This is a genomic window from Nostoc sp. (assembly GCF_036917755.1).
Classification (GTDB): Bacteria; Cyanobacteriota; Cyanobacteriia; order Cyanobacteriales; family Nostocaceae; genus Nostoc.
In genome coordinates, this window is record NZ_JBALFC010000118.1 from 1 (window position 1) to 26,263 (window position 26,263).

Annotated in this window: 24 protein-coding genes and 2 pseudogenes; 5 read left to right on the forward strand and 21 right to left on the reverse strand. The window is 38.6% G+C overall.

Annotation, left to right across the window (positions count from 1 at the left end):
* Positions 1-493 precede the first annotated feature (493 nt).
* The 3 genes from ispG (at position 494) to ctpC (ending at position 3,318) form a co-directional block, all read left to right on the forward strand.
* The gene (gene ispG / locus V7L05_RS25745) at positions 494-1,720 is read left to right on the forward strand and encodes a (E)-4-hydroxy-3-methylbut-2-enyl-diphosphate synthase (protein ID WP_335168334.1); all 1,227 of its coding nucleotides are present in this window, start codon (positions 494-496) and stop codon (positions 1,718-1,720) included.
* A 34-nt stretch (positions 1,721-1,754) separates the two neighbouring features.
* On the forward strand, positions 1,755-1,943 hold the full coding sequence (locus tag V7L05_RS25750; protein ID WP_335168336.1) for a hypothetical protein: 189 nt from the start codon (positions 1,755-1,757) through the stop codon (positions 1,941-1,943).
* Between the two features lie 91 nt (positions 1,944-2,034).
* Entirely contained in the window at positions 2,035-3,318 is a 1,284-nt protein-coding gene (gene ctpC, locus V7L05_RS25755; protein ID WP_335168337.1) for a carboxyl-terminal processing protease CtpC, read from the forward strand.
* A gap of 91 nt (positions 3,319-3,409) precedes the next feature.
* On the opposite strand, the gene V7L05_RS25760 is transcribed toward ctpC, so the two are convergent.
* Positions 3,410-3,595: a DDE transposase family protein gene (locus V7L05_RS25760; protein ID WP_335168339.1), complete on the reverse strand. Its 186-nt coding sequence runs from the start codon at positions 3,593-3,595 to the stop codon at positions 3,410-3,412.
* Between the two features lie 557 nt (positions 3,596-4,152).
* Here V7L05_RS25760 and V7L05_RS25765 point away from each other — a divergent pair.
* Positions 4,153-4,647 (forward strand): DUF6174 domain-containing protein, encoded by a 495-nt coding sequence (locus V7L05_RS25765; protein ID WP_335168341.1) that lies wholly within the window; start codon positions 4,153-4,155, stop codon positions 4,645-4,647.
* A 137-nt stretch (positions 4,648-4,784) separates the two neighbouring features.
* On the opposite strand, the gene V7L05_RS25770 is transcribed toward V7L05_RS25765, so the two are convergent.
* The 11 genes and pseudogenes from V7L05_RS25770 to V7L05_RS25825 form a co-directional block, all read right to left on the reverse strand.
* Positions 4,785-5,324 carry a WcaF family extracellular polysaccharide biosynthesis acetyltransferase gene (locus V7L05_RS25770; protein ID WP_335168343.1) on the reverse strand — a complete coding sequence of 180 codons (540 nt, stop codon included), beginning with the start codon at positions 5,322-5,324 and terminating at the stop codon, positions 4,785-4,787.
* A 393-nt stretch (positions 5,325-5,717) separates the two neighbouring features.
* Positions 5,718-6,329, reverse strand: a complete 612-nt coding sequence (locus tag V7L05_RS25780) for a YdcF family protein (RefSeq protein ID WP_335168345.1) — start codon at positions 6,327-6,329, stop codon at positions 5,718-5,720.
* A gap of 13 nt (positions 6,330-6,342) precedes the next feature.
* Complete coding sequence (locus V7L05_RS25785) at positions 6,343-7,089, reverse strand: Uma2 family endonuclease (RefSeq protein WP_335168346.1); 747 nt, start codon at positions 7,087-7,089, stop codon at positions 6,343-6,345.
* A gap of 384 nt (positions 7,090-7,473) precedes the next feature.
* Complete coding sequence (locus tag V7L05_RS25790) at positions 7,474-8,382, reverse strand: FkbM family methyltransferase (RefSeq protein WP_335168348.1); 909 nt, start codon at positions 8,380-8,382, stop codon at positions 7,474-7,476.
* A 340-nt stretch (positions 8,383-8,722) separates the two neighbouring features.
* Positions 8,723-9,334 carry a hypothetical protein gene (locus tag V7L05_RS25795; protein WP_335168350.1) on the reverse strand — a complete coding sequence of 204 codons (612 nt, stop codon included), beginning with the start codon at positions 9,332-9,334 and terminating at the stop codon, positions 8,723-8,725.
* A gap of 181 nt (positions 9,335-9,515) precedes the next feature.
* A pseudogene (locus tag V7L05_RS25800) lies at positions 9,516-9,944 on the reverse strand (transposase); the annotation flags it as partial.
* 120 nt (positions 9,945-10,064) lie between these two features.
* Positions 10,065-10,832 (reverse strand): glycosyltransferase family 2 protein, encoded by a 768-nt coding sequence (locus tag V7L05_RS25805; protein WP_335168351.1) that lies wholly within the window; start codon positions 10,830-10,832, stop codon positions 10,065-10,067.
* Positions 10,833-10,862: 30 nt separating this feature from the next.
* Positions 10,863-11,510: a class I SAM-dependent methyltransferase gene (locus V7L05_RS25810; protein WP_335168353.1), complete on the reverse strand. Its 648-nt coding sequence runs from the start codon at positions 11,508-11,510 to the stop codon at positions 10,863-10,865.
* Positions 11,511-11,633: 123 nt separating this feature from the next.
* Complete coding sequence (locus tag V7L05_RS25815) at positions 11,634-12,839, reverse strand: glycosyltransferase (RefSeq protein ID WP_335168354.1); 1,206 nt, start codon at positions 12,837-12,839, stop codon at positions 11,634-11,636.
* 2 nt (positions 12,840-12,841) lie between these two features.
* The gene (locus V7L05_RS25820; protein WP_335168356.1) at positions 12,842-13,987 is read right to left on the reverse strand and encodes a glycosyltransferase family 4 protein; all 1,146 of its coding nucleotides are present in this window, start codon (positions 13,985-13,987) and stop codon (positions 12,842-12,844) included.
* Between the two features lie 18 nt (positions 13,988-14,005).
* Positions 14,006-15,301, reverse strand: a complete 1,296-nt coding sequence (locus V7L05_RS25825) for a hypothetical protein (protein ID WP_335168358.1) — start codon at positions 15,299-15,301, stop codon at positions 14,006-14,008.
* 145 nt (positions 15,302-15,446) lie between these two features.
* On the opposite strand from V7L05_RS25825, the pseudogene V7L05_RS25830 reads away from it, so the two are divergent.
* Positions 15,447-16,239 (forward strand): annotated as a pseudogene (locus V7L05_RS25830) (IS5 family transposase).
* A gap of 14 nt (positions 16,240-16,253) precedes the next feature.
* Here the strand turns inward: V7L05_RS25830 and V7L05_RS25835 are convergent.
* The 9 genes from V7L05_RS25835 to V7L05_RS25875 all read right to left on the reverse strand — a co-directional run bounded on the left by V7L05_RS25835 (position 16,254) and on the right by V7L05_RS25875 (position 26,074).
* Positions 16,254-16,439, reverse strand: a complete 186-nt coding sequence (locus V7L05_RS25835) for a glycosyltransferase (RefSeq protein ID WP_335168359.1) — start codon at positions 16,437-16,439, stop codon at positions 16,254-16,256.
* 69 nt (positions 16,440-16,508) lie between these two features.
* Positions 16,509-17,810, reverse strand: coding sequence for a glycosyltransferase family 4 protein (locus V7L05_RS25840; RefSeq protein ID WP_335168361.1), 1,302 nt, complete (start codon positions 17,808-17,810; stop codon positions 16,509-16,511).
* Positions 17,811-18,010: 200 nt separating this feature from the next.
* Entirely contained in the window at positions 18,011-18,745 is a 735-nt protein-coding gene (locus V7L05_RS25845) for a class I SAM-dependent methyltransferase (RefSeq protein ID WP_335168363.1), read from the reverse strand.
* Between the two features lie 27 nt (positions 18,746-18,772).
* Positions 18,773-19,912: a glycosyltransferase gene (locus V7L05_RS25850; protein WP_335168365.1), complete on the reverse strand. Its 1,140-nt coding sequence runs from the start codon at positions 19,910-19,912 to the stop codon at positions 18,773-18,775.
* A gap of 657 nt (positions 19,913-20,569) precedes the next feature.
* Complete coding sequence (locus V7L05_RS25855; RefSeq protein WP_335168367.1) at positions 20,570-21,736, reverse strand: glycosyltransferase family 4 protein; 1,167 nt, start codon at positions 21,734-21,736, stop codon at positions 20,570-20,572.
* Between the two features lie 310 nt (positions 21,737-22,046).
* Complete coding sequence (locus V7L05_RS25860; protein ID WP_335168368.1) at positions 22,047-23,180, reverse strand: acyltransferase family protein; 1,134 nt, start codon at positions 23,178-23,180, stop codon at positions 22,047-22,049.
* Positions 23,181-23,194: 14 nt separating this feature from the next.
* Positions 23,195-25,015, reverse strand: a complete 1,821-nt coding sequence (locus V7L05_RS25865) for an ABC transporter ATP-binding protein (RefSeq protein WP_335168369.1) — start codon at positions 25,013-25,015, stop codon at positions 23,195-23,197.
* Positions 25,016-25,116: 101 nt separating this feature from the next.
* Entirely contained in the window at positions 25,117-25,842 is a 726-nt protein-coding gene (locus V7L05_RS25870) for an FkbM family methyltransferase (RefSeq protein WP_335168370.1), read from the reverse strand.
* Between the two features lie 31 nt (positions 25,843-25,873).
* On the reverse strand, positions 25,874-26,074 hold the full coding sequence (locus V7L05_RS25875; RefSeq protein ID WP_335168419.1) for a DUF29 family protein: 201 nt from the start codon (positions 26,072-26,074) through the stop codon (positions 25,874-25,876).
* Between the last annotated feature and the right edge of the window lie 189 nt (positions 26,075-26,263).

Consider the following 26,263-nt stretch of genomic DNA (forward strand, 5'->3'; position numbering starts at 1 on the left):
CAAACACTAGGCTTATGGCACTAACTTCTGTAGTTTTATTGATGGTTGCTTTATTTATTCATGTTATTTTAACATAACTACTCTTGGAGAGCCGATTTTATTATATATAGTAGTATTTATGACTCAGTAATAAGTAGGAAGGCACAATTAAATATAAGATAAAACCTCACCCTCAATCCCTCTCCTTGGTAAGGAGAGGGAAGCCGGAGGCAGAGTGAGGTTTTATATTTAATTTGACCCACTTACTTAAGGCGATCGCTTCGTTAAGCTTTCCTGTGCGATCGCTACTCAAGCTACTCAGTTAAAAGGATTTTTAAGCAATATATCATTAAAAATGAGCAAAACCTCTGAATAGCTCATTATTTCTTCTGCTGTCTCATTCTCCATTTTTTTTCTACCTAATCGTCCAAAAAAGCCCTAGCTGTGGCAATCTGGGAAACAGAGATTTATTAAATCTGATATTTTAGCTACAGCAAATTTACCTAATCAGGTTATGCAAACTCTGCCCACAGTAAACACTTCAAGCATCACATCACCTCAAGCCACCTTTGATACAACTATCAAGCGGCGTAAAACCCGTCCCGTAAAGGTGGGAAATGTCACCATTGGCGGCGGCTACCCCGTTGTGGTGCAGTCAATGATTAACGAAGACACTCTTGATATTGATGGTTCCGTAGCTGGTATTCGTCGTCTGCACGAAATAGGCTGCGAAATTGTCCGCGTCACAGTGCCGAGTATGGCTCATGCTAAAGCTTTAGCAGAAATTAAACAAAAATTAATAAAAACTTACCAAGACGTGCCAATTGTGGCTGATGTCCATCACAATGGGCTGAAAATCGCTGTGGAAGTCGCCAAGCACATAGAAAAAGTGCGGATTAATCCGGGCTTGTATGTGTTTGAAAAGCCAAACGTTAATCGAACTGAGTATACTAAAACCGAATTTGACGAAATTGGCGATAAAATCCGCGAAACACTAGAACCTCTAGTAGTTTCTTTGCGCGACCAAGGAAAATCGATGCGAATTGGGGTAAATCACGGTTCCCTCGCTGAAAGAATGCTATTTACCTACGGTGACACCCCCGAAGGAATGGTAGAATCTGCCATAGAATTCATTCGCATCTGTGAATCTTTGGATTTCCGCAACTTGGTTATTTCCATGAAAGCCTCACGAGTACCAGTGATGCTAGCCGCCTATCGCCTGATAGCCAAGCGCATGGATGATCTAGGTATGGATTATCCGCTACATTTGGGCGTTACGGAAGCCGGTGATGGCGAATACGGGCGAATTAAATCCACGGCTGGTATTGCAACCTTACTTGCTGATGGCATTGGCGATACAATTCGCGTCTCACTTACAGAAGCACCAGAAAAAGAAATTCCCGTCTGTTACAGCATTCTCCAAGCTTTGGGATTGCGAAAAACGATGGTGGAATACGTCGCCTGTCCTTCCTGTGGACGCACTTTGTTTAACCTAGAGGAAGTGCTGCACAAAGTCCGGGATGCCACTAAACACTTAACAGGTCTTGATATAGCAGTTATGGGTTGCATTGTCAATGGGCCAGGAGAAATGGCGGATGCCGACTATGGTTATGTTGGCAAAACACCTGGTTACATTTCTTTGTATCGTGGCCGAGAGGAAATTAAAAAAGTCCTAGAAGATAAAGGTGTAGAAGAATTAATTAACCTGATTAAGGCAGATGAACGCTGGGTAGAACCATAAAGGGGCTAGGGGAGTGGGGAGTGGGGAATAGGCAATGAGGGGGATGAGGGGGATGAGGGGGAGTGAGAATTTTAGATTTTGGATTAAAGAATTGAAATTTAATCCAAAATCGTCAATCCAAAATCCAAAATTGAATTGCCCAATGCCCAATGCCCAATGCCCCATGCCCAATGCCCCATGCCCCATTCCCCAAATTCGCCAGATTGTCAAGTATTTTGTTTAAATTAGGGATACATATTCGGTCTGTACAGTGGTAGCCTGTGTTAGATTGAGCATACTGAAATATATATTTTCCCTCTGACCCAGCTGTCATTATGGTGATTACAAAAAGTAGGCTTGTTTTGGGTGCTACGGCAGTGACACTCTCCACGATCGCTGTTACTAGCCTTGGCATTCACTCGCGAGGTCAGGCTTTATTTAAAGCAAGTCCCAAAGAATTGGTAGATGAAGTTTGGCAAGTTATTCAGCGCCAATATGTAGACGGTACTTTTAATCAGGTAGATTGGCAGGCTGTTCGTAAGGAATACTTGAGCAAGTCCTACAGTAATCCACAGGAAGCGTATAAGTCCATTCGGGAAATGCTCAAAAAGCTACAAGACCCATATACCCGGTTTATGGACCCAGAGGAATTTAAGAATATGCAAGTGGACACCTCTGGAGAACTAATAGGTATTGGGATCACGATTAGTCAGGATGAAAAAACGAAGCAACTGGTTGTAATTGCGCCAATCGAAGATACACCAGCTTTTAAAGCTGGTGTTTTGGCGAAAGATGTCATCCTGAAAATCGACGGCAAAGATACTAAGGGGATGGATACCAATCAGGCAGTATCCTTGATTAGGGGTGAAGCAGGAACGCAAGTCAGCCTGACTATTGGGCGCGACGGTCAGACAAAAGAGTTTGACATCAAACGGGCGCGAATTGAAATTCATCCAGTTAAGTTTTCCCAGAAGCAAACCCCAGCAGGTAATCTTGGCTACATTCGCTTGAACCAGTTCAGCGCCAATGCTGGTAAAGAAATGCAAACTGCCATCAAAAATTTAGAAAGCAAAAAGGTAGCTGGATATATTCTGGATCTGCGTGGTAATCCCGGCGGCTTACTTTTCTCCAGTGTGGATATTGCCCGGATGTGGATAGATAAAGGTAAGATTGTCTCCACCGTTGAACGCCAAGGAGAGGCAGAAAAGGAAGAGGCAAACGGACGAGCCTTGACAAATAAACCGTTGGTGGTGCTGGTAGATAAAGGTTCAGCCAGTGCCAGTGAAATCCTCTCAGGGGCTTTGCAGGATAATAAGCGTGCTACTTTGGTTGGTACCCAAACCTTTGGTAAGGGACTGGTGCAATCGGTGCGTCCTCTGGAAGATGGTTCAGGATTGGCGGTGACAATTGCTCATTACTATACCCCTAGCGGTAGAGATATCAATCACAAAGGCATTGAGCCAGATGTGAAGGTGGATTTGACCAAAGCGCAGATGCAGGAGTTGTGGCTGCATGGACGTGACAAACTCGCTACCCTAGCAGACCCCCAATTCGCTAAAGCAGTTGAAGTCATAGGTAAAGAAATTACTGCTAAGGGCACGCCCACAGCAGAAAAATGAAGAGTTAGGAATAAAGTTAGGAGTGAATAGTGAGGAGTTAGAAATAAAGACGATCGATCATTTATTTAACTCCTAACTCCTGACTCCTAACTTAAACTGGTTGGCACTTTCCAGCCCTAATAAGTCCGACACGCCGAGCGATCGCTTCTTCTTGCGAACTAAAAGGCCCCCACTGTTCTATAATCTCTAGATTATCGTCTCCAACTTTGTCGCTAGGGAGAATTTCGCAGTTGCCAGCATAACGCTTGACAATATACCAAGTTTGTGAATCATTCATGCTTGAAATAAAAAATTTGTTTTTTACGAGTTGTGATACGTAAAGCCCCCATCATTTATGCGGGGGATATAAGCGGATGGCTGAAATTTATTCAGCCGTTAATGGTAAAATATATATCCTGGGCAGGGCGTTGTCCAGTGGGCGAGGCAATGTAAGACGGGTATACCTGCAATTGCTGCTTGAAAGAAAGAATCCCCCGTCATTCATGCGGGGGAGTGCGTCAAAGTAAGAATTTTACGGCATAATACTCGCGTGTATGCGATGCCTACGGTGGTCACTGAGCTTGCCCAACTCTTGGAGACGCTACGCGAACGGCAGGCTCAGGGGTAACACCTGCCCTGAGCCGGCATCGTACCCTTCCCTACGGGACGCCAGGGGCGAACGGGATCTTGCTACGCGTAGCGTCTCCAAGAGTTGGGTCGAAGTGCGGGCTGCGCCAACGCGTCGGATCTGATTTTGTTTAAAAATCTTAATCAAAATATAAAGTGTACTTAAATAAGTAGATGAATTCATCTATATAATACATATATAATACTTTTGAAATTCGATGGATTGATATGCGTTTACCTATGATTATCAGTGCCGGATTATTGCTATCTTTCGGTCTAAACCTACCAGTAATGTCCAAATCTCCCATAGAGATAGCACAACAGCCAGCGAGTAATAACTTGAATTTAAGCCGATTAAAATCTAATCGCCATTTGTGGTATCAGCAAAATATTTCCAACTATCGCTATACACTTAGCAATAGTTGCTTTTGTATACCCGAATCTAGGGGTCCAGTAGTAATTGAAGTACGTAATGGTAAAACAATTTCCATCACTTCTGTAGCTACAGGTAAACCAGTTAATCCAGAATTATTTCAAAAGTATAAAACAATTCCTAAGCTGTTTAATGTGATTCAAGATGCTATCAACCGTAAAGCCTTCAGCCTGAATGTGCAGTACAGTCCTAAACTCGGCTACCCAACCCAAATTAATATCGATTACAACAGTCAGATAGCTGATGAAGAAAAATATCTCACAATTGAGAATTTTCAGAAAATTCAATAGCCGTTGCTGTAAGCAGAAATTTAGATATTAAGGCAAAGCGTCCTTTGAATGACTTAATTATTAAATGTGGAGTGTCTGTAAGTCTACCCCAATTTGTAGTCAACTCAACTATGAGATGCGATCGCCAAAATTGGATATCAAAGCTTTCTCTGTTTGATGGGTTGAGCCGGATTACCTGCATAAATAGTCATAGCCTTTAGTGAACTGCCAGTCACGCCACCTAAAGTCAGTACTGCACCTCTACCAATAGTAACTCCTGGGCCAATGACCGACTTGGCAGCAATCCAACTACTCTCTTGAATATGGATTGGAGCATCAATCAATTTAAAATTGGGATGATTCCAGTCATGATTTCCTGTGCAGAGATACACTCCTTGAGATAGACAAACATGGCTTTCGATGGTTACAGGAGCAAGGTTATCTATCCATACATTTTCCCCAATCCAAACAAAATCATCAATGTTTAATCGCCAGGGAAACTTTACCCGTACTCCAGGTTTAATGCGGACACCTTGACCGATTTTAGCTCCAAAACTGCGGAGTACCCAAAGCTTAAAATCTGAAAATGGTAGCCAATAACTTTCAACTAAGGGCGACCCAACAAAATACCAAAAAAGTTGCTTCCAGTATGTTGTGCCTGGAGTATAGTTGCCAATAGTATATTGATCTAGACGCATATGGTGGGTAAGCAGGGTAGGTTAAATAAGAATTCAGAATTCAGAATTCAGAATTCACAAGTCAGAATTCAATCAGCTAAAAGTTAGAGCGCCGGAAACCAGCGCTCTCAACTTTTCAAGATAGTCAGGGATTGAGACCTAGCACCAAGAACAAGGGTAGCGATCGCCTTGGCTCTGGGCATGCGAAAATCTGAAGTAATTGGAAACAGGTGTTGGATCTGCTGTTGCTAGAAAACCCTTACCAAGGTAGTATAAATTTACAGAAATTCGTGATAATTATTTAACCGCCAAATAATAATTTTTTTGGAAAATGGTAGCCAATAACTTTCAACTAAGGGCGACCCAACGAAATACCAAAGAAGTTGCTTCCAGTAAGGTGCGCCTGGAGTGTAATTACCGACTGTGTATTGATCTAGACGCATGGGGTGGGTAAACAAGAGTAGGTTCAAAGCTGTCTCCTGTATGACCTGTGACGATCCAGAGGAGGGAGCGAGCAATATCACGAATAATATGCAGGAGGGATTCTTGAGTTTGCTTTGATGGTATGGCGCGAGGAGTGAAGGCAATGCCTTGACTACCAAGAATAAGGGTAGCGATCGCCTTGGCTCTGGGCATGTGAAAATCGGAAGTAATTAGAAATATGTGTTGGATCTGCTGTTGCTGGAAAACCCCTACTAAGGTAGTAAAGTTAGTTACAGTATCCGTAGCACGGTAATCGAGGTAAACGCGACTATCTGCAATACCTGCGGCTTGAAAAATTGCTCGTGATTTGTCGGGATGCCTGCCAGAAGAAACCCAAATTTTTAGGGCTGGATGAAATTTGGCAAACTGGGCAGCGAATTCTTCTCTGTTTTCGCCACCACCGAGTACCAGGATAGCTTGTGGTTGGGGTGTCTGGTGGTAGGCGATCGCAACTCGTAGAGGAATGACGCTCGACAACACCAGGACAATAGTTACTAGGGTTAATATCCCATATTTTTTGAGTTGTCGATGCAACCGTTTCATGATGAGAAAAAAGCTATAATTCTTCGGGATTAATGCCCATTTCTCTCAGTCTTTGTGCTAATCTATCGGCTTTTTGTTCTGCTTGCTGGGCACGTTGGCGTTCTTGTTCTAATAATTCACTTCCCCAAAACAGTAAATTTCCTGATTTATCCCACCAGCGTAGCCAATAGCTTTCTAATTGTGCTTTTCTCCCCATCCACACGCCCAAAAATAAGCCCAAGGCTTCTATCCAAAAGCGTCCGTTTTCATCTGGGGATTGTTGTTGATACTTACTCTGCTCTAATAAATAGACTTCTAATACTCCAATTTGCGGATGAAAAATTACGTATACAGGAATTCTTAAAATCTGTTCGTAAAAGTACCACTTGCCATAGGGATAGTGGGGATTAATCGAGTATTCCCCTCCTTCTGTGGCAGAGATAAATTCCATGACTACGGCTGGCTTGTCTCCTTCTGCATGGGGAGTGTAGCTACGGCGAATTTCTCCTGAAGGTAGGGGGTGAACCGATGGGACGTAAACCCAATCGCGAGCTTTGACGATAGTTTTGTCGCCTACGGTGGCACAAAGACCAAAATTAGAGGCAATCAGCATCGATTCGAGAATCAAACCTGCTAACTCTAGGGATTCTCGTAGGGCGGCGGCTAGCAGAGGTTGCAGGTTACTTTCCACAGGTTCATCTGGCAAAGGAAAATCAGCAGGTAGTTTCTGCCAGGTAATCGGGGGTAAGGCATTTGCCAAGTGACCTTGTAGGGCTGTCATGGTCTTATTTAGGCGATCGCTAGCAGGCTCGATTTCATTTATTATACAGGTTCGTCATTTCTCCAGGCGGGGATGAGAGCGATCACTGTGAGACGAGAGAGCGATAGACTATATATTTAAGAAAACTCTATTGTTGAGCGATCGCATTTATAAATTCTTTAGGGTACAGGCGATCGCTATTTGTACAAGGATTAATACTGAGCAATGCTAGAACATCGATTCATTCATCCTGTAAACCCCGTGTCTATTACGAGCAAGACCGAAATTTAGTTAGCAAAATCGCTCCAAACCCTCTTTACTTAGTGTTCTCTGCGCCCTTCGTGGTTCGTTTTTATGAATTATTGCGTAAGTACCAGCCACAATTCTGAATACTGAATTGGTGTTCTAGGCTACCGAATTTGCTAATGATTTTTCATTCAGGCGATCGCGTACAAAACCTAGAGCAGAATCCGCGATTGCTAAAACGTTATTCCCTTGTTTTTGTTCAACTGTAATTGCATGAATCTGGTTAGTGTGAGCATTGTAGTGATACAAGCTATAACCATAATCTTTTAGAAAATTTACAACATCCTGCTTTTGGATACCAAAATTATTTACTGCATCATTTATTTCCATAATCCAAACATGAGGACGCTGTTGTTTTAGCAGAGAAATTGCCCCTTTCATTGCTAAGATTTCTGCTCCTTCAATATCTATCTTGGCTAATGTGAGGTGAGAAATAGATTCGTATTGAAGTAGATTATCAAGCGTATCAGTTGGAACTGTAATTGTGCTATCATTTGCGTTATTGGTAATAAATGGCATGGAATCTCCCTCGGCAAGATTGAGATAAGTAGTTCCAGTAAAGTCAGAGACTGCTATTTCGTATGCTTCAACCTGCTGGAATTGATTTAGCTTCAGATTTTGGATTAAGCGATTGTAATTTTTAGGGAGTACTTCAAAGCTGTATACTGAACCAGATTGAATTTTAGAAGCTGCTAAAAGTGTATATATACCCACATTAGCGCCAATATCTAAGAATGAATCATTAGCTCTTAAGTACCGCAGCAAAAAATTCATTTCGTTATAGTCATACAGCCCACAATAAAGTACAGCAGATGCCGAGTAACTATCGGGATAGCAGCGAATTTTGACATTAGAGATGAGTTCTATATCAAAATGTTTATTATTCAAGCGTTTATAAAATTGCCAGCCTATAAATTTTAAAATTGATTGAAGTTTTTGATTTTGGCAGTTAGGATGCGACCAGATATATAGCAGAGTTTTGATAGCAAATATATTATTATTATTCATTTGCCCTTAGTTTAAGTTTACGTAACTTAGAGATTTTTACATGAAATCAATGCTATGACTAGGAGAATAGGAACTGGAACAATAGTTTTGTCACCAACATTTTTCTCAAAATTTTGAGTTAGCGATCACCTTTACAAATGGTTGAGGGTATAGGCGATCGCTTCTTTAAAAATGCAGAGGTGATATTTTTCAAGAAAACTCTTGTGTGTCAGTCTTATCTTATTCTATCCATAAAACCTCTGCTAACAGCGGTTGAAATCCGGCTACTGAAAGAATAGCGATCGTCTAGTTGAAGAGTTATTTCGTTAAAGATCTAACGTTTAAAGTGTAATTCACGACATTAGAGTGTTTTGATGAAGAATGCCGTATCAAATACACCATTACTAGTCCAGATAACTCGCCAATTTTTTACTAATTCTAAAAACTGTTGCCACTCATCAGACGCAGGTCCTGTTTGATAAGTTCTTGAATTCGGAGAATGAGAGTTTGAAGGTAAAAACCAATTAACATTATCTACGATAATTGCACCACCTGTTTTAATTTTATCAACAACTCGCACGGCGCAAGTACTTCTCCATAAGTGGCCATCAACGAGTGAAAAATCTAAGCTCTTATCTTGAAATTTATCAACTACACCAACATAAGAATCCTTTTCAGTTTCTAGGTAACAATCAGTATTACTTAGCTTTTTTTGTGACAGTTTTTCTTTAACTGTGTTGTGCCAGTCTGGATTATTTTCCATACTGACCAAATGTTGAACTCTTGAAGCCGACCAAATTGTACTACGACCGGAACCCCACTCTAAGCCTATATCGGTTTTCTTGAAGAAAGAATCAAGGATAGCAATTGCATCTTTTGTTAACCAAGGATGATCTGGATTTTGTTTTTCATACATCGCTAAACATAAGCGATTATAAATATATTTTGGTGATAAATGACTGATATTTCTCACTTGATATTCTCCATTAAATTTGAAAAAGCTTGTACTTATGATGGCTGAAAATGAACATTTTTATTTAGATTAAGTTCGTAGATTTTTGCATCAACTAAAAAACGGTACTAGAAACCTTATAAAAAATTAAAAATCAAACCTTCTCTGCCATCTAAAAAGCCCAAACCAATGAAGTAGCAGTGGGAAATTTGAGGTTTACATGACATCCCCATAGTTGATAACTATATTCTTGGAGAAGCCAAGAAGCCTGTTCATCTCCCAATACTGCTAAACTTACGACTTGGCGATCGTAGCGATCAAATATGCGGTAGTTATAGATATACATCCGCTTGGTAAAGTCTGGGTCTACTTGGCTCTGTATTTCTACGTGTATTAATACCCAAGCTTCTTCGCCATCACGTCGCCAGACTTTGACTGATTTGTCTACAAAGCGCTTTCCTAATTCAGCTTCTGGGACTATTTGTTGTAGTTCTTGTTCGAGAAATTCATAGCCTAATTCCCAGTTAATCTCGCTGTGGGCTTGGGGGAAGAAGAAAGCTAGAAATGCTTCAAAGTATTTTTCTAAAGCTTCTTTTCACGGAGAGTCATAGTTTACTGCTGTTTCAGCCACAATTTTCTTCTCACGAGTCAGCATATTTGTCGATCATCTCATAAAATAGACTCGCAAGTAATTTTGTGAATTGTTGAGCAGCAATTCCAAATTCTTTAGGGGACAGGCGATCGCGCTATATTATGTTTTTAATTTCTCTGCTTCAATCAAATGAATTGACAGTAAAATTTCAGCTAAGACACGCTGAAATGCATAGTAAAAACCATGCCAGCCGTCGAGAATACCTCCTTTAATGACGAGGCAATAGACTAAGATGATGATGGGTGCAAGGATTTTTTGTTTGCGGATGCGATCGCCTAAGCTGAGTTCACTCGTGGGAGTTTCTAGCAATTTCTTAGCTTCAATCATCATGTAGCGATCCTGTGCCCATAGCCAACGGCTCAAGGATTTGCGATCGTCATGGTGAATATATGCAGAAAGTTTACTAGACTGACCTTTAACTTCTAGCAGTTGAGTATGACCATCATCAATATAAATTGCTTTCGCTTTTCGGAATAGTACCTGGCGGGGAGGGAGTATAGTACTTCGTAGAGGTTTGCCAAATACACAATATTTAAATCTGGCAAAGTAGCCATCTATGGATGGTTCTAGAGGAAAGCTGTTAATTTCAGCTATTAATTCATCTGTGAAAATATAATCGGCATCAAGGGAAAGAACCCATTCAGATTGAACTTGCTCTAAACCGTAGTTCCATTGTGTAGCATGAGTATAGAATTTACGTTTAAATAGTTGAATTTGCGGATAAGATTCTAAAATGTCTAAAGTGTCATCTGTGCTATAGCTGTCCACTACAACAATTGTTTTAGCCCATGTCAGATGCTGGAGAGTGCGATTAATATTTGGGGCTTCATTATACGTGAGAATCAGAGGAGTTATGTTTTCTAGCATCGGATAGTTATGAAAGGTCGATTATTTTAACTAAATTAGCGTGCTAGAACACAACATTGATTTCCAAAAATAGGGAAATCTACCTGCAAACTTAAATTTTATATCTGTATAGTTCTCTGATTTTAGTAGCTCATTCATTGTCGCTACAGAAAAAAACTTTATATGACCACCATCCCAGAGAGTAGTCAAGTGATTATCCATTTTTCCGGAAACAGCAAGCATGAGATTTTTGAGATATCCATGATAAGGGGTAGTAAGAATTAAACGACCATTTTGCTTGAGGCATTGTTTGACATTTCTAACTAATTCTTTAGGATAAAATAAATGTTCAATTACCTCAGCAGCAATAACAATATCAAACTTATCTCCTAGTTCTGCATAGGGTAGATTGTAGATAGTGCCTTGAATAAAGCGGCAGTTAGGGAAATTCTGATTAGCTAATTCAACACCTGACTCAGATTCTTCAATACCAACAACCTCATAGCCTTGGTGTGCAATTAAGCTGCTCAAACTGCCATTACCGCAGCCAATATCTAAGATCCGCAGTTTTGTTTGATGTTCAAAAATATCAAGAGATTCAGATATCATCTCCATTAGAGGTTTAATGAGATAGCTATGATGGTGTCCTGGTTGACTATTGGAATAAGAATATTCGTATTTTTCAGTAGATGAAATCATAAGTAATACCCTCTTTTAAACTTATTACTGAAATCAATTTTGAGGCTTAGGGGGTAAGGTATTTCGCGCCGTAACTTGTGGTGGTATCATGCTTATAAGCGATCCTAAAGGTGTCTAGTACTCCTATCTTGACGCTCCTCGCTTTAAAGACACGCGGTTTTCATGCGTTTTACTTATAATATCTTGATAAACTGAAACCAATTTTGAGGCTATACTATCCCAAGTATAATTTTCTAATATCAATTTACGTGCGCGATCGCCCATATCTTTTGCTTCCAGAGGTTGTTTTAGAAGCTCAATTAATGCATTAGCTATCTGGTTAGCATTAATATCAACAACACAAGCTATCCCCGCCGCCGCCGCTTCAGGAAAATTACAGCCAGTAGTAATCACACAGGGTAAACCCGCAGCCATACCCTCCAATACAGACATACTAAAGCCTTCAGAATAGGAAGGAGCAACATAGATGTTAGCGGATGCTAAAGCTGCATATTTCATAGCACCTGTGAGCATTCCAGTAAAAGTAACAGCATCTTTACAGCCTGCTTTGCTAAAATAACTTTCAGCAGTAGGTAAAAATCCTGTATTGTCTAGTCCAGCAACAATTAGGTGAGTTTCAGGAAATTTTTCGTGTGCTTTAGCAAAAGCAGAGGCTAATAAATCCAATCCTTTTTTTGGATCAATGCGACCTAGAAAGATAATTAGTGTTTTATTGCGAGTATTGGGAAACTGTTCATAAAAAAGCTCCGCGCTAGGGAGAGATTCAAAATCTGTGCTATTGATACCATTAGGAACAAAAACTAAAGGCGTTTTTAAATCAAGTGTGTTTATTTGTCGAGCTTCGGTAGAAGCTGTCATTTGAATAGCATTAGCTTTTTGTAATGATGGCTTTTCAAACAAAGTAAAATAAAATTTTTTCTTCCAAGCTTTATAAGCTAATGCCCAAGGCTCCATCATTCCGTGGGGAGTTGCAATATATGGGACTATGCGAAATTGACAAGTCAGATGAGCAGCTAGAACCGGATAAGAAAAGATGCCATGAGTATGTACTATGCCATAGTCAGATACATTGTAAAATAACCATTTTGTCATTGATCCAGTAAACTTGTAATCTAAAAATTTCAAATAGGAAAAATACTGTACTCTATAATTATTTTCAGTAATCCATTTATTTAAAGGTACATCTAAAGTTGTAGAGCCATTGGCATTAGTCGTTACGATATCAACACTGACACCTAATTTACCAACTGATTCTGCTAAATCAAGAACAATTTTTGTAGTTCCACCATAGATATTTCCTAATGCAGGGATAACCATTAAAATTTTCATTGTTATTTTTTCCCATTTTCATGAACTCCTAAAGCATATTCAACTGCTTGCATTAGTCCTTGAGCAAAATAGTCAGGAGAGAATTTTTGAATATGCTCTAAAGCAGCTTCGCCTATTTTCTGTAAGTCAATATCTGCTGAACTCATTTTCAGCATTAATTCAGTTAGCTGTTGAGGATTCTCAGGGTCAAAGCCAAAACCATTGACTCCTTCAATGATTAAATCTTCATAACATCCACAACGGTTGGATACCAATACTGGTAAACCTGCCGCCATTGCCTCATTCACCACTAATCCCCACTGCTCTTGAATGCTGGCATGAATAAAGCAATTTGCATGAGCCAAATAAGGTAAGATTTGCTCCTGCTGAAGAAAACCTGGCAGGTGAATGTAATCTTTGAGTCTTTGAGTAACAATTTGTTCTTCTAGTTGTAAACGTAATTCACCATCACCGCAAAGAACTAAATCGCAAGCTTTAGCACCTGCCACTTGACGATAAGCGGCATAAGCTGAAAGCAGAAATGGTAAGTTTTTTTTGGGAACAAATCTATTAATAGTTAGAAAGAACGGCCTATCTAATGGAGAAGGCAAACATTTAATGCGCTCAGGATGAAAGACATGATTACCAACTACGTCATAACCTAGAAAAATAGCATCAGCAGGCATTCCTAACTTGATTAAGTAACGCTTTTGTGGTTGTCCTCCTACTAAAGCGGCTTGGTATCTTTTAACTAGCCAGCTTTTTATTTTTTCTTTCCACCAAGAGCGAGGCTCATCATATTCTGTCGTTTCAGATAAAAGAATAGCAGGTTTACGATGCCAGAAACACCACAACAGGGCAGATAGCATAGAAGGACGAGCATAACCAGAAATTGCTACAGCATCTGGAGAGATTTGGTTCAAAAGTAAGATTAATTTGTATAATAACGGAATGAATTTTGCCTTTTCCAATGGATAGTCTTTAATGACTGAAATAATTTTACATGGAAATTTTTCGACTTGTATTTGCCAAGGATATTCTTCTTCTGTCCGAGCTAATTCAAGACCAAAAATTTCCCATTCTTGATTTTTAAATTTATTGTAAGCCGCTTCAAGTCTTGCTAGATGATATGGTCCGTAATTAGCACAGATTTTAGTAATTTTAAGCAAGATTAATATTACTTTTATTTATGATTTTATTTCTGAATTAAGCTGTGAATACTTAAAACTTATTTTTTTTCTACAAAAATAGACTATTAAAAATAACACACCTGTTTTAAATATAAACTCTTGCAAAAATCTACTGATACCATGAGTGATACCCACCATAGCTGAATCAATTAATCCAATGTATAGGAGAGTACTAACAAGACTGCCTCGATATATTGTTGACACCCAAAGGGTTTTAAATAAATATCCGATTGAGGCAAAAGTTAGACAACCTAAATAACTAAATTCAACAAAAGAATCACCTATTCCAGTAGGTGTTGTGCCATTATGAATATGGTAACTGTATATATCTTGTAAATCACGAAGCGTTCCTAGTTTAAATTGTAGGGATGCTTTAACATCAAATCCTACAATTTGTCCAGGTACAAATTGGAAAATAATAGCATCCCAAAATCCAGTACCATATCCGTATTTATTTAGATCTGTAGCAGCATCCATCATTAAAGCTGCATTTCGCAATTCTAATATCTTTCCTTGTGTAACTGAGTCTAAACTGTGTTGAGAAGTAGATAGAAGAGTTTGCCAGTCTCCGCTAAAAACCAAAGTCCAAAAATTACCCCGCAATTGCCCAAGTACAGGAATAATATAAGCTGCGCTAATAATACCTATAATAAACAACCATCTAGGAGGTATGTAGCGCTTTACTAAGAAAAATGATAAGCCTATGGTAATCAAAAATGCCATAGTAGGCTGCCGACGACCATGTAAAATAATAGCTTGCAATATGGGATAAGCAGCAATTATTGTTAGTGTGAGATTAATAAAATTAGGACGCTTGAGAACATTTAATAAGAGGATGGGGAGAGAAAGGTAGATCACACTGCCGAAGAAATATAAGATAGTAGCTGGCCCTGTCCAGTTACCATTGGCTGCTGTTTGGATATCTATTTTAGATAGTAAGAAATAACATAAGTGTCCTATAGCCAGGAGGATAATCCCCGCTTGAAATAGCTTGCCCTCATCTAGCGGAATATCTAGCTTGGCTAGCAATTTGCTATTCGGCTTAGATTGATAGCCTACCCAGCACATTGCAACACACATACATGAATATAATAAAACTCTTTCTAGGGCGGCTTGGCTGACTACTGAGCTAAAAGAGTAGTTAACTAAGGCGATCGCTTGAGGTAAAATAAATGAGATAAAAATAGCTGCCATAAAGAAGGGATACTGGTAAACCCTTTCCAGGCGAATTAGCCCCCAAGCAATCAGGGCGATGCAAATTCCTATAAATAAGTAGAGATAAATTTCAGCCATTAGTATTTTACTTACTAGATCCAATTGTCTTTATATAAGTAAGCTTAAAAAATTCGCTAAGAGGATGTCTGAAAAGTAAGAAAGCCCACGTAACGGTATCCTGTCATTAGAAAAAATACTTAAGTATGACAGCGTTACGAGAGCCATGAGTCCATCGTACCCAAGTAACTTGACTTCGGAGCAGTGGAAACTGCTATCAGGACTAATTCCAGCAGCGAAAAAAGGCGGTAGAAAACGCAGTGTTGACATGGAAGCAGTAGTGAATGCAATCTTTTACATCTTGTGTGCAGGTTGTGCGTGGCGTATGCTCCCCCACGACTTCCCAAACTGGAAAACCGTTTACCATTATTTTCGACAGTGGACAAAGGACGGGACGTGGCAACAAATCCATGAACGATTGCGCTTGTGGGTACGTGTAAGCCAAAATCGAGAACCATCTCCATCAGAAGCCATAATGGATAGTCAATCGGTTGAGACGGCAACAATGGTATCCCAAGAAGTCGGCTATGACTCAGGTAAGAAAATCAAGGGACGTAAGCGGCACATACTTATCGATACCTTGGGCTTGCTTATAGTTGTCGTAATTACTGCCGCCAACGTGAGCGAACAAGCAGGAGCAAAACAAGTTTTGTTTAAACTCGATCAAGTACGCGAGCGCATGGGTAGATTGATTCAGATTTGGGTTGATGGTGGCTATCGCGGTATAGGTTTTACGCACTGGGTGATGGATGTTTATCGCTGGCTCTGGAGCGTAGTTACACGCTCTGAAGAACAGAAAGGTTTTGTTGTACTCCCTAAGCCTTGGCTGGTTGAGAGGACATAGGGTAGGGTTCAATTGGTGCCGCCGACTCAGTAAGGACTATGAGATTTTACCGCAAACTTCAGAGGCTTTTATTTATGTTGCAATGATTCGTTTAATGTTAAAACAGCTTGCGTAATCAAAATCACCTCCTCACAACTTTTCAGACATCCTCTCATTGACAATACAAGGTAAACCGTGAATCAGCGCCTCTAGATAAACTCGACCGAACCCCTCCTGTAATGAACCAAGCACAAAGATATCAGCCACTTGATAGTATTGACTGACCTGTTCATATGGCACAGAAAGAACTGTAAATCCTTGCTTACCTAAATGCAATGTTGCTTGATTGACAACACCCTAAGTCGTTTACGTGGTCTACCGCGTTTCAAGGTTTTTAATTTGACTTTATTCGAGTATTGGTAATACCTGTTCCCTCTCGTTGCCGTTAGCTGAAGTTGTTGAGCCTAACCATACTGAGCCAAGTGATTGAGATTTTTCTAAGGCCATTTTGCTCATTGTTACTAGTAATTCAGGTTGAGTACAAAATGACTCTAATTTCGTAACAATGGCATCTACATCGCGTATTGGTACGATAAATCCATTAATGCCATCTTCTACGATGGAGCCAGTGTTTGGTGTTGCGATCACAGGTAAGCCGCAGGCTAAAGCCTCATAGGTTACAGCAGCAGAACCTTCACAAATGGAGGGGAGTAAAAACACGTCTGCCCAATTATAGTGAGGCATAATTTGGGAGCGGGCAACTTGCCCCACCAATTCCAGGTTCTCCTGCAAAGCTGCTACTGCATCAGGCAAAACTTGAACTGGACCCACCACGCGAAATATGGCTTTCCCTTTCAATTGTTTAGCAGCTTCCAGTACGTAAGGTATTCCCTTACGCAATCCTACAGAACCTATAGTTAATACTCGCAAAAGTCCTTGGTGTGGGGTTTTAGCAGAAAGCTGAAAACTGGTATCAATACCAAAACTGGCATCAATACCATAGGGAACAATCACACAGCGCTCTTTTGGTCCTTGGCATTGTTGAATACTATCACGCACAAAGTCTGAACCGCATAGAATTACATCAGCCAGTGACCACTCTTGTTCTTCTCGTTCAATGTACTCTGCTAGATATTCATTTTTCTCTAAGGGTTCTTCCCAACTAGGATGCAAAGCTTGTTCTTCTTGCAGAAACTGCTTCTCTATTTGGTAAGGGGCGATAGTTTGTTCCATCACTGTTTTCAATCCGGCTTGTTTTGCTGCCTGTAGAAGTTCCAGCCCTGCTGTATTGAAAACATACACGCCATTGCCACGTATTCCTTGACGCAGAACAAGCCGCCCAAACGTTTTTCCTGCCCAAAGAAATGTTTTTATAGTCTCAGAGGCAGAACTAGCTTTGCGTAAGCGAGAAATATATTCAAAGCCAAAACCAGAAAAAGCTGTGATTAGGTTAGGGTCAATTCCATAGGGAATTCGACCGGTAAGCCTTGCTAAAGAATTACTCTGAAATTTTGGGGGAATCAAACGCAAATATTTAGGAAAGCCTTTAATAGCACATATATCAGTATAAAAGTGTTCTAAATGTCCGGTTTCATATAAAATGCGTGGAGTAGAGTAGTGCCTTCTAGCACCTAGTTGAGCTACTGTGAACTTATTTTTATTTTGCCCAACGTTAGATTGAAAAACAGATTGTATTAGTGATTGCATAAGTAAGACCTCCAAACCTTTTTTAATACTGAATAAGAATATCGCTCTAAATAAAATCGTTGTAACTGAGCTTGATCAATTTCACTCTGGGATAGTTTATCTACTATCTGTTTAATAGCAGAGATGAATACGGGTGTTTTGCCAAAAGATTGATTTCCCTGTTCAGATGATTTGTCTTTATTTTTAACAGTAGATAAGTCCTAATCCTCAAGATGCAATACAGCAAATCGCGTATCATATATATGAAATGCCCCTTTGCAATAAAAAGTGTTTACATATTGAATAATTTCTGGAAAACTAAAACTGTAATCATCCCAGATTATCCATCCTCCTGGATTCATTAAAGGTAGAAGCTTTTCAGTATCATTTTTGACATATTCAGATGAATGAGCACCATCAATAAAGGCTAAGTCAAAAGTTTGATTAATTCCTTCAAAGTTAAATACTGCACTGTCTCCATAAATTTGATGTATGCGACTATTAGTAGCATACATATCTTGAATATATAAACCTGGTTTTCTTAACTTAAGAACTTCTAAATCATCACTATCTGCTCGGAAGCTATGTCTGCTAAAAGTTTGTGGTAGTTCCAAAGTATAAATGTCGGCATCAACTAAGTTTTGAGCTATTAAATCTGTTGTTTCTCCGCGAAAAGTTCCTATTTCAATAACTGTTTGAGGCTTTACTATGTGACAAATAGTAGCAATTGCTACTTTGTCATTTATGGTGAGAGAAGCATTTCTCACCGAATCATGGTCATGATTAGGGATGACAATTTTAAACTCATCTACTTCCAAATTAAAAAGCTCAGAAATTTCAACTCGTGGTAATCCTAAAAAGCTGCGACGAAATAAATATTTTAAGTCTTTTGTTAATTCAGGTAAACCATCTGGTGAAATATATCCTTTGATTTTTGTCAATCTAGTAAAATTCATAGAAATATTCCTTCAATTGTATAGACTTTATGAAATAAGAGATTTTACAATTTCGATATAGCGATCGCCTATCTTATCTGAATCATATCGTTCGAGGTAAGCTGCACGAATAATTTCTGGTGTCATTGTTTTCTGAGTCAGCAGATTTACTACCTCTAAAATGTTAGAAGCGAAGTTTTCGGGGTGAGGTGACTGGGCTAATCTACCTAAGCGTGAGTCACTTAAAATTTCTGGTAATGCACCAGCCTCTGTAGCCACAATTGGGCGACCACATGCCAAAATTTCTAAAGCAGCAAGACACTGTCCTTCCGAGCGAGATGTAAAAGCAAACAAGTGGCAAGATACAATGGCTTCCTCGACTTGGCTATTTGGAATACTACCGTGAAAGATGATATAAGGCTGAATTCCCAGGTCTTGTGTCAATTGCTCAAGTTCCTGACGCAGATGACCATCACCAAAAATGTGTAAACTGACTTTTTTTATTTCTCTATCTTCAAGAGTAGCTTGATTTGAATATTTATTATAAAAAATATCAAATGCGTGTAAGAGCAAAGGAATATTTTTATCTTCAACTAGTCTGCCTAAAAAGCCAATTTTTAATTCTTCCTCTTGTGGTAGAGGTTTTAATAAACCAAATTTGTGAGGAATATATGGAATAACTTCAACTCGCTTCTGATAGCCAATTTTACGCAATTCTTTGATGAAGGTAACTGATTGTACTATAATCGTGTCGAAAAGGTTCAATGACTCTAAAGTTTTGTCTTTTTCTAAATGATTAATTGGTAATGATAGCTTGTATGGAGTAATATAGATAAAATTAGTATTTTTATGAGCTTTAACTCGAAGCTTTTTCAAAATTTTCAGAGGAAAAAGTTTGCCAAATAAAACTACATCAGCCTGCTGAACTTGCTGAAGACCAATTGGTAAAAGCAACCAATCTGGTATGTTCCATTGGCATCCCCAACGCCAAGGACTAATAATTATTTTTACCTTTTCATGTTTAAGATTTTTGATTAATGGTGATATTTGACCCCAACAAAGCAACTGACAACTGAAACATTTTGTTTGGAGATGACTGAGAAGATTATTAGCAAATGTTTCAATGCCTCCTACTGGTGCAAAACCACCAAAGTAAAAAAGGATTCTTTTGTTATCACTTTTGTCCATATCCCTATTTTTGTGCTGTGCTACCGACTGTTTCTTTTCAATTCAAGTGGACTTAAAGTCCATCGTTCAACTAGTAAAAACAACAACCAAGCTGCAATAATCACAAATACAGATGTGATTAATACAGGAATTAAAGGGTTCTTCAGTACCTGTTATGCCAAATTATTAGTTAAACATCAAAATTTGGCTTAAATAATAGGGTTAAAAGCCAAAATCAGTGCTAAAACCCTAAAATGTTAGTAAATAATGTCAATCATATTGAAAAATAAAGGTTTCAGGGTTTTCTTAAATGAATTTAGCATAACAAGTACTGAAGAGCCAATTAAAGTTGTAAATTTTTTACCCAAAGGCAGTATAGAGACTTTAATAATCAATAAATATGGTATATGTACTGCATAAAGTGAATAGGAAAAAATTCCAACTCGAGCAAGTAAACGACCAAACCAACAACGCCAAAAATGGTTTCCTTGCACTGAAACACTCCAGTACAATAGACCAGTCCAGCTTTCTCTAAAATAGCTGGTACTGCATAATTTCGCCTTGCTCCAGTTTGAATGCTAATAAAACGCTTCACTTGATATAACGCCTAATCATTTATCATTAAGGTGTACTTTAGAAGTCTGTAAGCCAGAGATTTCGCTAAGTCCATGGGAATAGTTATTTACATAGATAAGATAACCAAGCATTTTTCAAAACTTGATAGGAATATCGTTCAAGGTAAAACTGTTGTAACTCCATCTGATTAATTTTTCCCTCTGCCAATTTATGACTCATCTCCCCAACAGCATCAATAAATGCCTTTGTCTGACTTGGTTTTCCTGTTGTTGTAAATTCTTTAGCTTGATTTGTTACCCAAGGTTCAGGAGGAACAATGATGACATTCGTATTATCTACTCCATAATCACGTATTCCGCCAACTCCATAAGCTACAAATGGTATTCCACAAGCCATTGACTCTAAAAGTACCAAGGGCGCTCCTTCTGCCCCAACTGTAGGTAGCAAGGTGAGATCATAGCTGCTAAGAAGGTCAACATAAGCTTGACCCTCTGGATAACGACCAAAGCACTTAACGCGATCGCCTAAACTGTGGAATGAAATGTATTCTTTAATTAGAGCTTCTTCCGGTCCACCTCCATGAATATGCAACTCATGTAAAACGTCTTTGAGTGAATTCCATTGCTGCACTAGCCAAAAAGCTTGTTTATGGGGTACCAAACGACTGAAAAGAGCGGCTTTGGCTTTGCCGACTTCTACTTTCTTGGATGTAACCTTAGGTAGAAATGCAGTGACCTCAAGCGGTTCTGGAATTGCTGGAAGTACACAAACTGGTTTTTTCCAACCAAAGGATTCTGCAAAAGTCTTTGCTACTGTTGGAGACTGTCCTACTACATCATCAAAGCACCAACGCGCTGCCCAACGCGAATCATGCCAATTACCAGCAAAACCTGACATCACTTCATGGAATATCAGTCTTGTTTTTGTTCTAGATAGCAGAGGTGGAAGGAAAAGATTCCAACCTGTACCAACTGCCAAGTAGACATCAGGCGAAAACTTTTTGATGATAGTTGTAATTTCTGCCAATCTTTGTAATTTAGATAAGTGAAAGTCAAACTTTTGCTTCTGAAAGGCAGGAAAGCACAGAAATTCAACCTTTCCACTCTGGAATTTTTGTAGATACCGCAAATCTGCATCTGAGGGCGTTTGAATTCCCACAGAAACGGCAAGAATTTCATATCCTTCTTCTCCTAACGCTTTAATTAACCATCTTAGATGACTCTGAATACCTCCATATCCTAACAGAGAACCAGCTAGTAAAACTTTCATTTATATACTATTTTTAGCTTACGTTAGTTATAAGATGATTAGGATTTACAGAGAACGCAATAGTTATCATGAAGTACTAATAAGTAAGGTTCTTCAGTACCTGTTATGCCAAATTATTAATTAAACATCAAAATTTGGCTTAAAAAATAAGGTTAAAAGCCAAAATCATTGATTAAACCCTAAAATATTAGTAAATAATGCTAATTATATTGAAAAATAAGGATTTCAGGGTTTTATCAAAGAGATTTAGCATAACAAGTACTGAAGATCCATAAGTAATTTTGACAACTGCATTCTTGATTCCTCTTTACTACGCAATCGGTTTCAAAGTTCTTTTTTCAACTAAGAGAAAGAAAAACCATGCCACTAATACTGCTAGTGAAGATGCACTTAACGCAGGAATCAAGGTTATAAATCTTTCTCCAAAAGGGGCTACAGAGACTTTAATAAATAATAAAATAGGTCGATGTATCGCGTATAGTGAGTAAGAGAAAAGACCAACTTTAGTAAATAAACTTCCTAGCTGACAACCCCAAAATCTATTTCCTTGAGGTTTTATGCTCCAATACAATAATCCACCTAATGGCAATGTAGAGCTAAAAGCTACTAGGCTAGAAAGCCCAAACAAAGACGCTATGAGAACAATAATTACTCCTAAAGCAGCGATTAAGCAATATCTTTTAGGGAGTGCAGCACGTCCTACTTCTACTTCAGCCAGGTAAAATCCAAAAGTCCAAGTAAACAAAAAAGGTAAAAAAATAGGATTACCAGAGCCACGATAAGGAAATAAATCCGATAAATTCAGTAAAAAATCACCAGATATGTATATTAGACTAATTGCAAATGTGAGAGCTAAAGTCTTTACCGCTCCATGTTTACGAGAGATATAGAAAAGTATTGGATAAACTATATAAAAGTGTATTTCCACAGCTAAAGTCCAGAAAACTGTGTTACTTCCAAAATATGGTGCTGCAAGTCCTGGCAGAGCTAATAAGCTCATAATAAAAGTAAATAATGAGTTGCTCTGTCCAGAATTAACCTCTATTGGATAATATGTTCTTACATAAACATCAACTAAAGCGGTAATTAACAAAGCAACTATGTAAGTTGGGTATATTCTCCAGATACGTCGGATTGCATACTGTTTGAGATTTAAGCTGGCTTTGGAGTCAGAAATTAATTGCTGTGCGCCTCGTCGGTGGATGCAGTAACCACTAATTATAAAAAATAGATATACAGCTAGACCACCGAAGTATAAAGGGGCTGTAGCATAGCCTGACCAAGAATTAATATTTATACTCAAACCATATTGCTTCCATATCTCCCCCAAACCAACCCAAAACATAGGTCGAGCATGGTAGAAAACAACTGTGAGGGCAGCTAAACCTCTTAAAGCATCAATGGAGTTTAAGCGTGCTTTGTAAGACAGGCTAGTAGATGTCATAGAAACTTTTGATTTCAAGTTGATTGAATAATTTGCTCTTTAACAGATACTTGAGATTTATATAAAGACCAATACTCACCCTGAAGTTCTAGTAGTTCTTCATGCGTTCCTTGCTCTGCAACTCTACCGTTATACATAACAATAATCTTCTCCGCTTTCTCAATTGTAGAAAGGCGGTGAGCAATTACAATTACAGTGCGATCGCGGCTTACTTCTTCAATTGCTCTCTGAACAATCCTCTCAGAATTTGAATCTAATGCACTAGTTGCTTCATCCAGAATTAAGATGTCTGGATCGCGCAAAATTGCCCTAGCGATCGCTATTCTCTGCCTTTGTCCACCAGATAGTCTTGCACCACGATCTCCCACAATAGTATCAAAACCTTTTGGCAATTCTTGAATAAACTCATAAGCATAAGCTTTTTTTGCAGCTTCAATAATTTCTAACTCCGTCGCATCTGGACAACCATAGGTAATATTTTCCCGAATGGAAGTATGAAACAAGAATGTTTCCTGACTTACTATTGCAATGGAGTTTCGCCAAGAAGCAATTTGATATTCTCGTAAGTCAATTCCATCAATTTTGATACTGCCAGAATCAGGATCATGAAATCTCATCACTAAATCGGCTAGGGTTGATTTGCCACTACCTGATGAACCAATAAGGGCGGTTATTGTGCCTTTATTAACTGAAAAACTTATACTTTTCAGGGTAGGTTCTGAATTAGCAGCGAAAGTAAAACTAACATTTTCAAAATTTATTACAGATGTCAAACCTCTGTATGACTTCTGACCATCTGGTAAATGTAGTTCATCTGTAGATGACAAAAAATCATGAATTACTTCTAAACTCCCTGATAGTAATGTTAGTTGGGAGCATAAACTATTAAGATGATTAATTCGCGGTATCATTCGCAATAATGTATACGTGTAGGCTAACAATAGGGGTAATCCCCCACCTCCTATGGGAGAAACTACGCTTGAACCTACACCAAGAAGCAACAACAGTAGGGTAATTCCTGCTGTTTCAGTCAGGGGAACTATTGCTGAATTATATTTAAAAGCTCCTAGTTCTGCCACATAGCGGTTTGTTAGACATTTCTCAGCACGCTCTAGCTCCCTGAATTCAGAATTAAACGATTTAATCACTCGAATTCCACTCAGTAACTCTGTAATAAATGAAGAAAATTCGTCTATAGAGTTAGCGGCTTCGCGTCCATAAAGTCTAACAGAATTTAGCACTGCTTTTAGCAGTAAAGATACTAATAAGAAACTTATGACACTAATTATTGTTAATACAGATGATAAGGCAATCAATACAGTTAAAAGTATAGAAATCATCAGTATTTCTCTAATGATTTCTAGCACTTGAGCAGATAAATTTTCACTGCGTTGGGCTTGCTCATTTACATAACTTAATAATTTACCTATACTTGATCGACTATAGAATGATACTTCTAGTTCTAAAAAGCGTTCAATGCAAAGTTTACGAAGTAAAAATCCAATTTTCAACTGTAACTTATTAATATTTATATTAGAAAAATATAAAAATATATTTTTAATGATTGTTAAGCTTAATAAACTGACTATTAATATTAGCAAATGCAAATTTTTAGGAAAAATGGTATATAGTTCAACTATGTTTTTAACAATTCTTGGTGATTGACTGATATTAGGTAAACCACCCCCCAACTCTTGAAGAATTAGCATCACAAGAGGAGTAGAAATTCCCTCTAAAACAGAGGTAAACAATGCTAATATCAAAGATTTAATTGCCAGATATCGCTGAACAATAATTAATTTTATAAGTATACTGATAGCTTTATTTTGCAGCACTGCTTGCTAGCGATATTTGATTGTGATAAACTTTAGGAAAATTTTATTTTGTCTGCTCTAGGAAGTTAGATAGTTTGTGCCTAAAGTCTGAAATTTTTGATCTATGAGCGTTGCCAGACTAGAAGTTTCTGTCCATTAGCCTCTACAGGTTCAGCTCCCAAGTTTAGTCCTACTGACTTCAACGAATCAAACATTTCATGATGAAGTTCTTCCGGGGCATTATGCAATTCCATAAAAATTAAATTTACCTGTTTAAAGATATCTATATGAGAACGTACAAAGGCAAACTCACCTCCTTCAATATCTATCTTCATTAGGTCAATCACTCTTTTACCCACTACTTCTTGTAAATCAATGAAAGAAATATTGAAAGGTTTTGTTCCTTGGCTGTACTGCATATTGCTAGCCAAATAATTCTGGGGCTTAATCCAAAGTGTTGCGCTACCATTTTTTTCTCCTAGAAGACCTTGCTTAAGTTCAACTCGGTGGCTTAGACCAGCATTTGATATATTTTTTTGGACAATTGGTAAAAGATATGGATTGGGTTCAACAAGAATATATTTAGTATCTGAAGTACCAAACTTACTCTGAAAACAAATGTCTGCCAAAATACTGAAATGACCGCAATGTGCGCCACAGTCCACCACTAATTTTGGAGAGCTATTAACCCATTGAAATACTTGCCAGTAAAATGGATGACAAAAAACATTTTTAAAGCTAGCTACTTCATATTTATTTTTAAGTGTAACTTTGGATTGATTTTGCCAATTAAACTCACAAGTGATCCAACGGGCTAAACGTCTGTAAAGAAAGAATGGTAAACTCATTTAGCAATACCAGTAATAGATGATTCAAAATTTATTCTATTTTATAAGGGCAATTTTCATCAAAATTGGCTAAAGTTATTCCTGTTTCTGCTGATGCCTTCCGACGAGCATTACGATAGGCTTTAGTTAAAATATCGGGAAGGTATTGACGCAAACTAGGCTTTTCATCTAGTAAATTGTGTAAATCATCCCGTTGGTTAGCGATCGCAGTGTGATACAGTACGACAACCAGAACGTTTGCCTTTCAATCAGAGCATATTCTTGAAGTGCGATCGCTTAAGTGTCTACTATGTGTTGCATCCAAACGAGAACTGCTATAAAAATTTATGTTAATCACTTGCTAATTGGCCACTGGGGATAATGCTGTTGCATTTTCCGCAAATCACTGTAGTGGCAAATGTGATCACCTTCACGGTTTTTG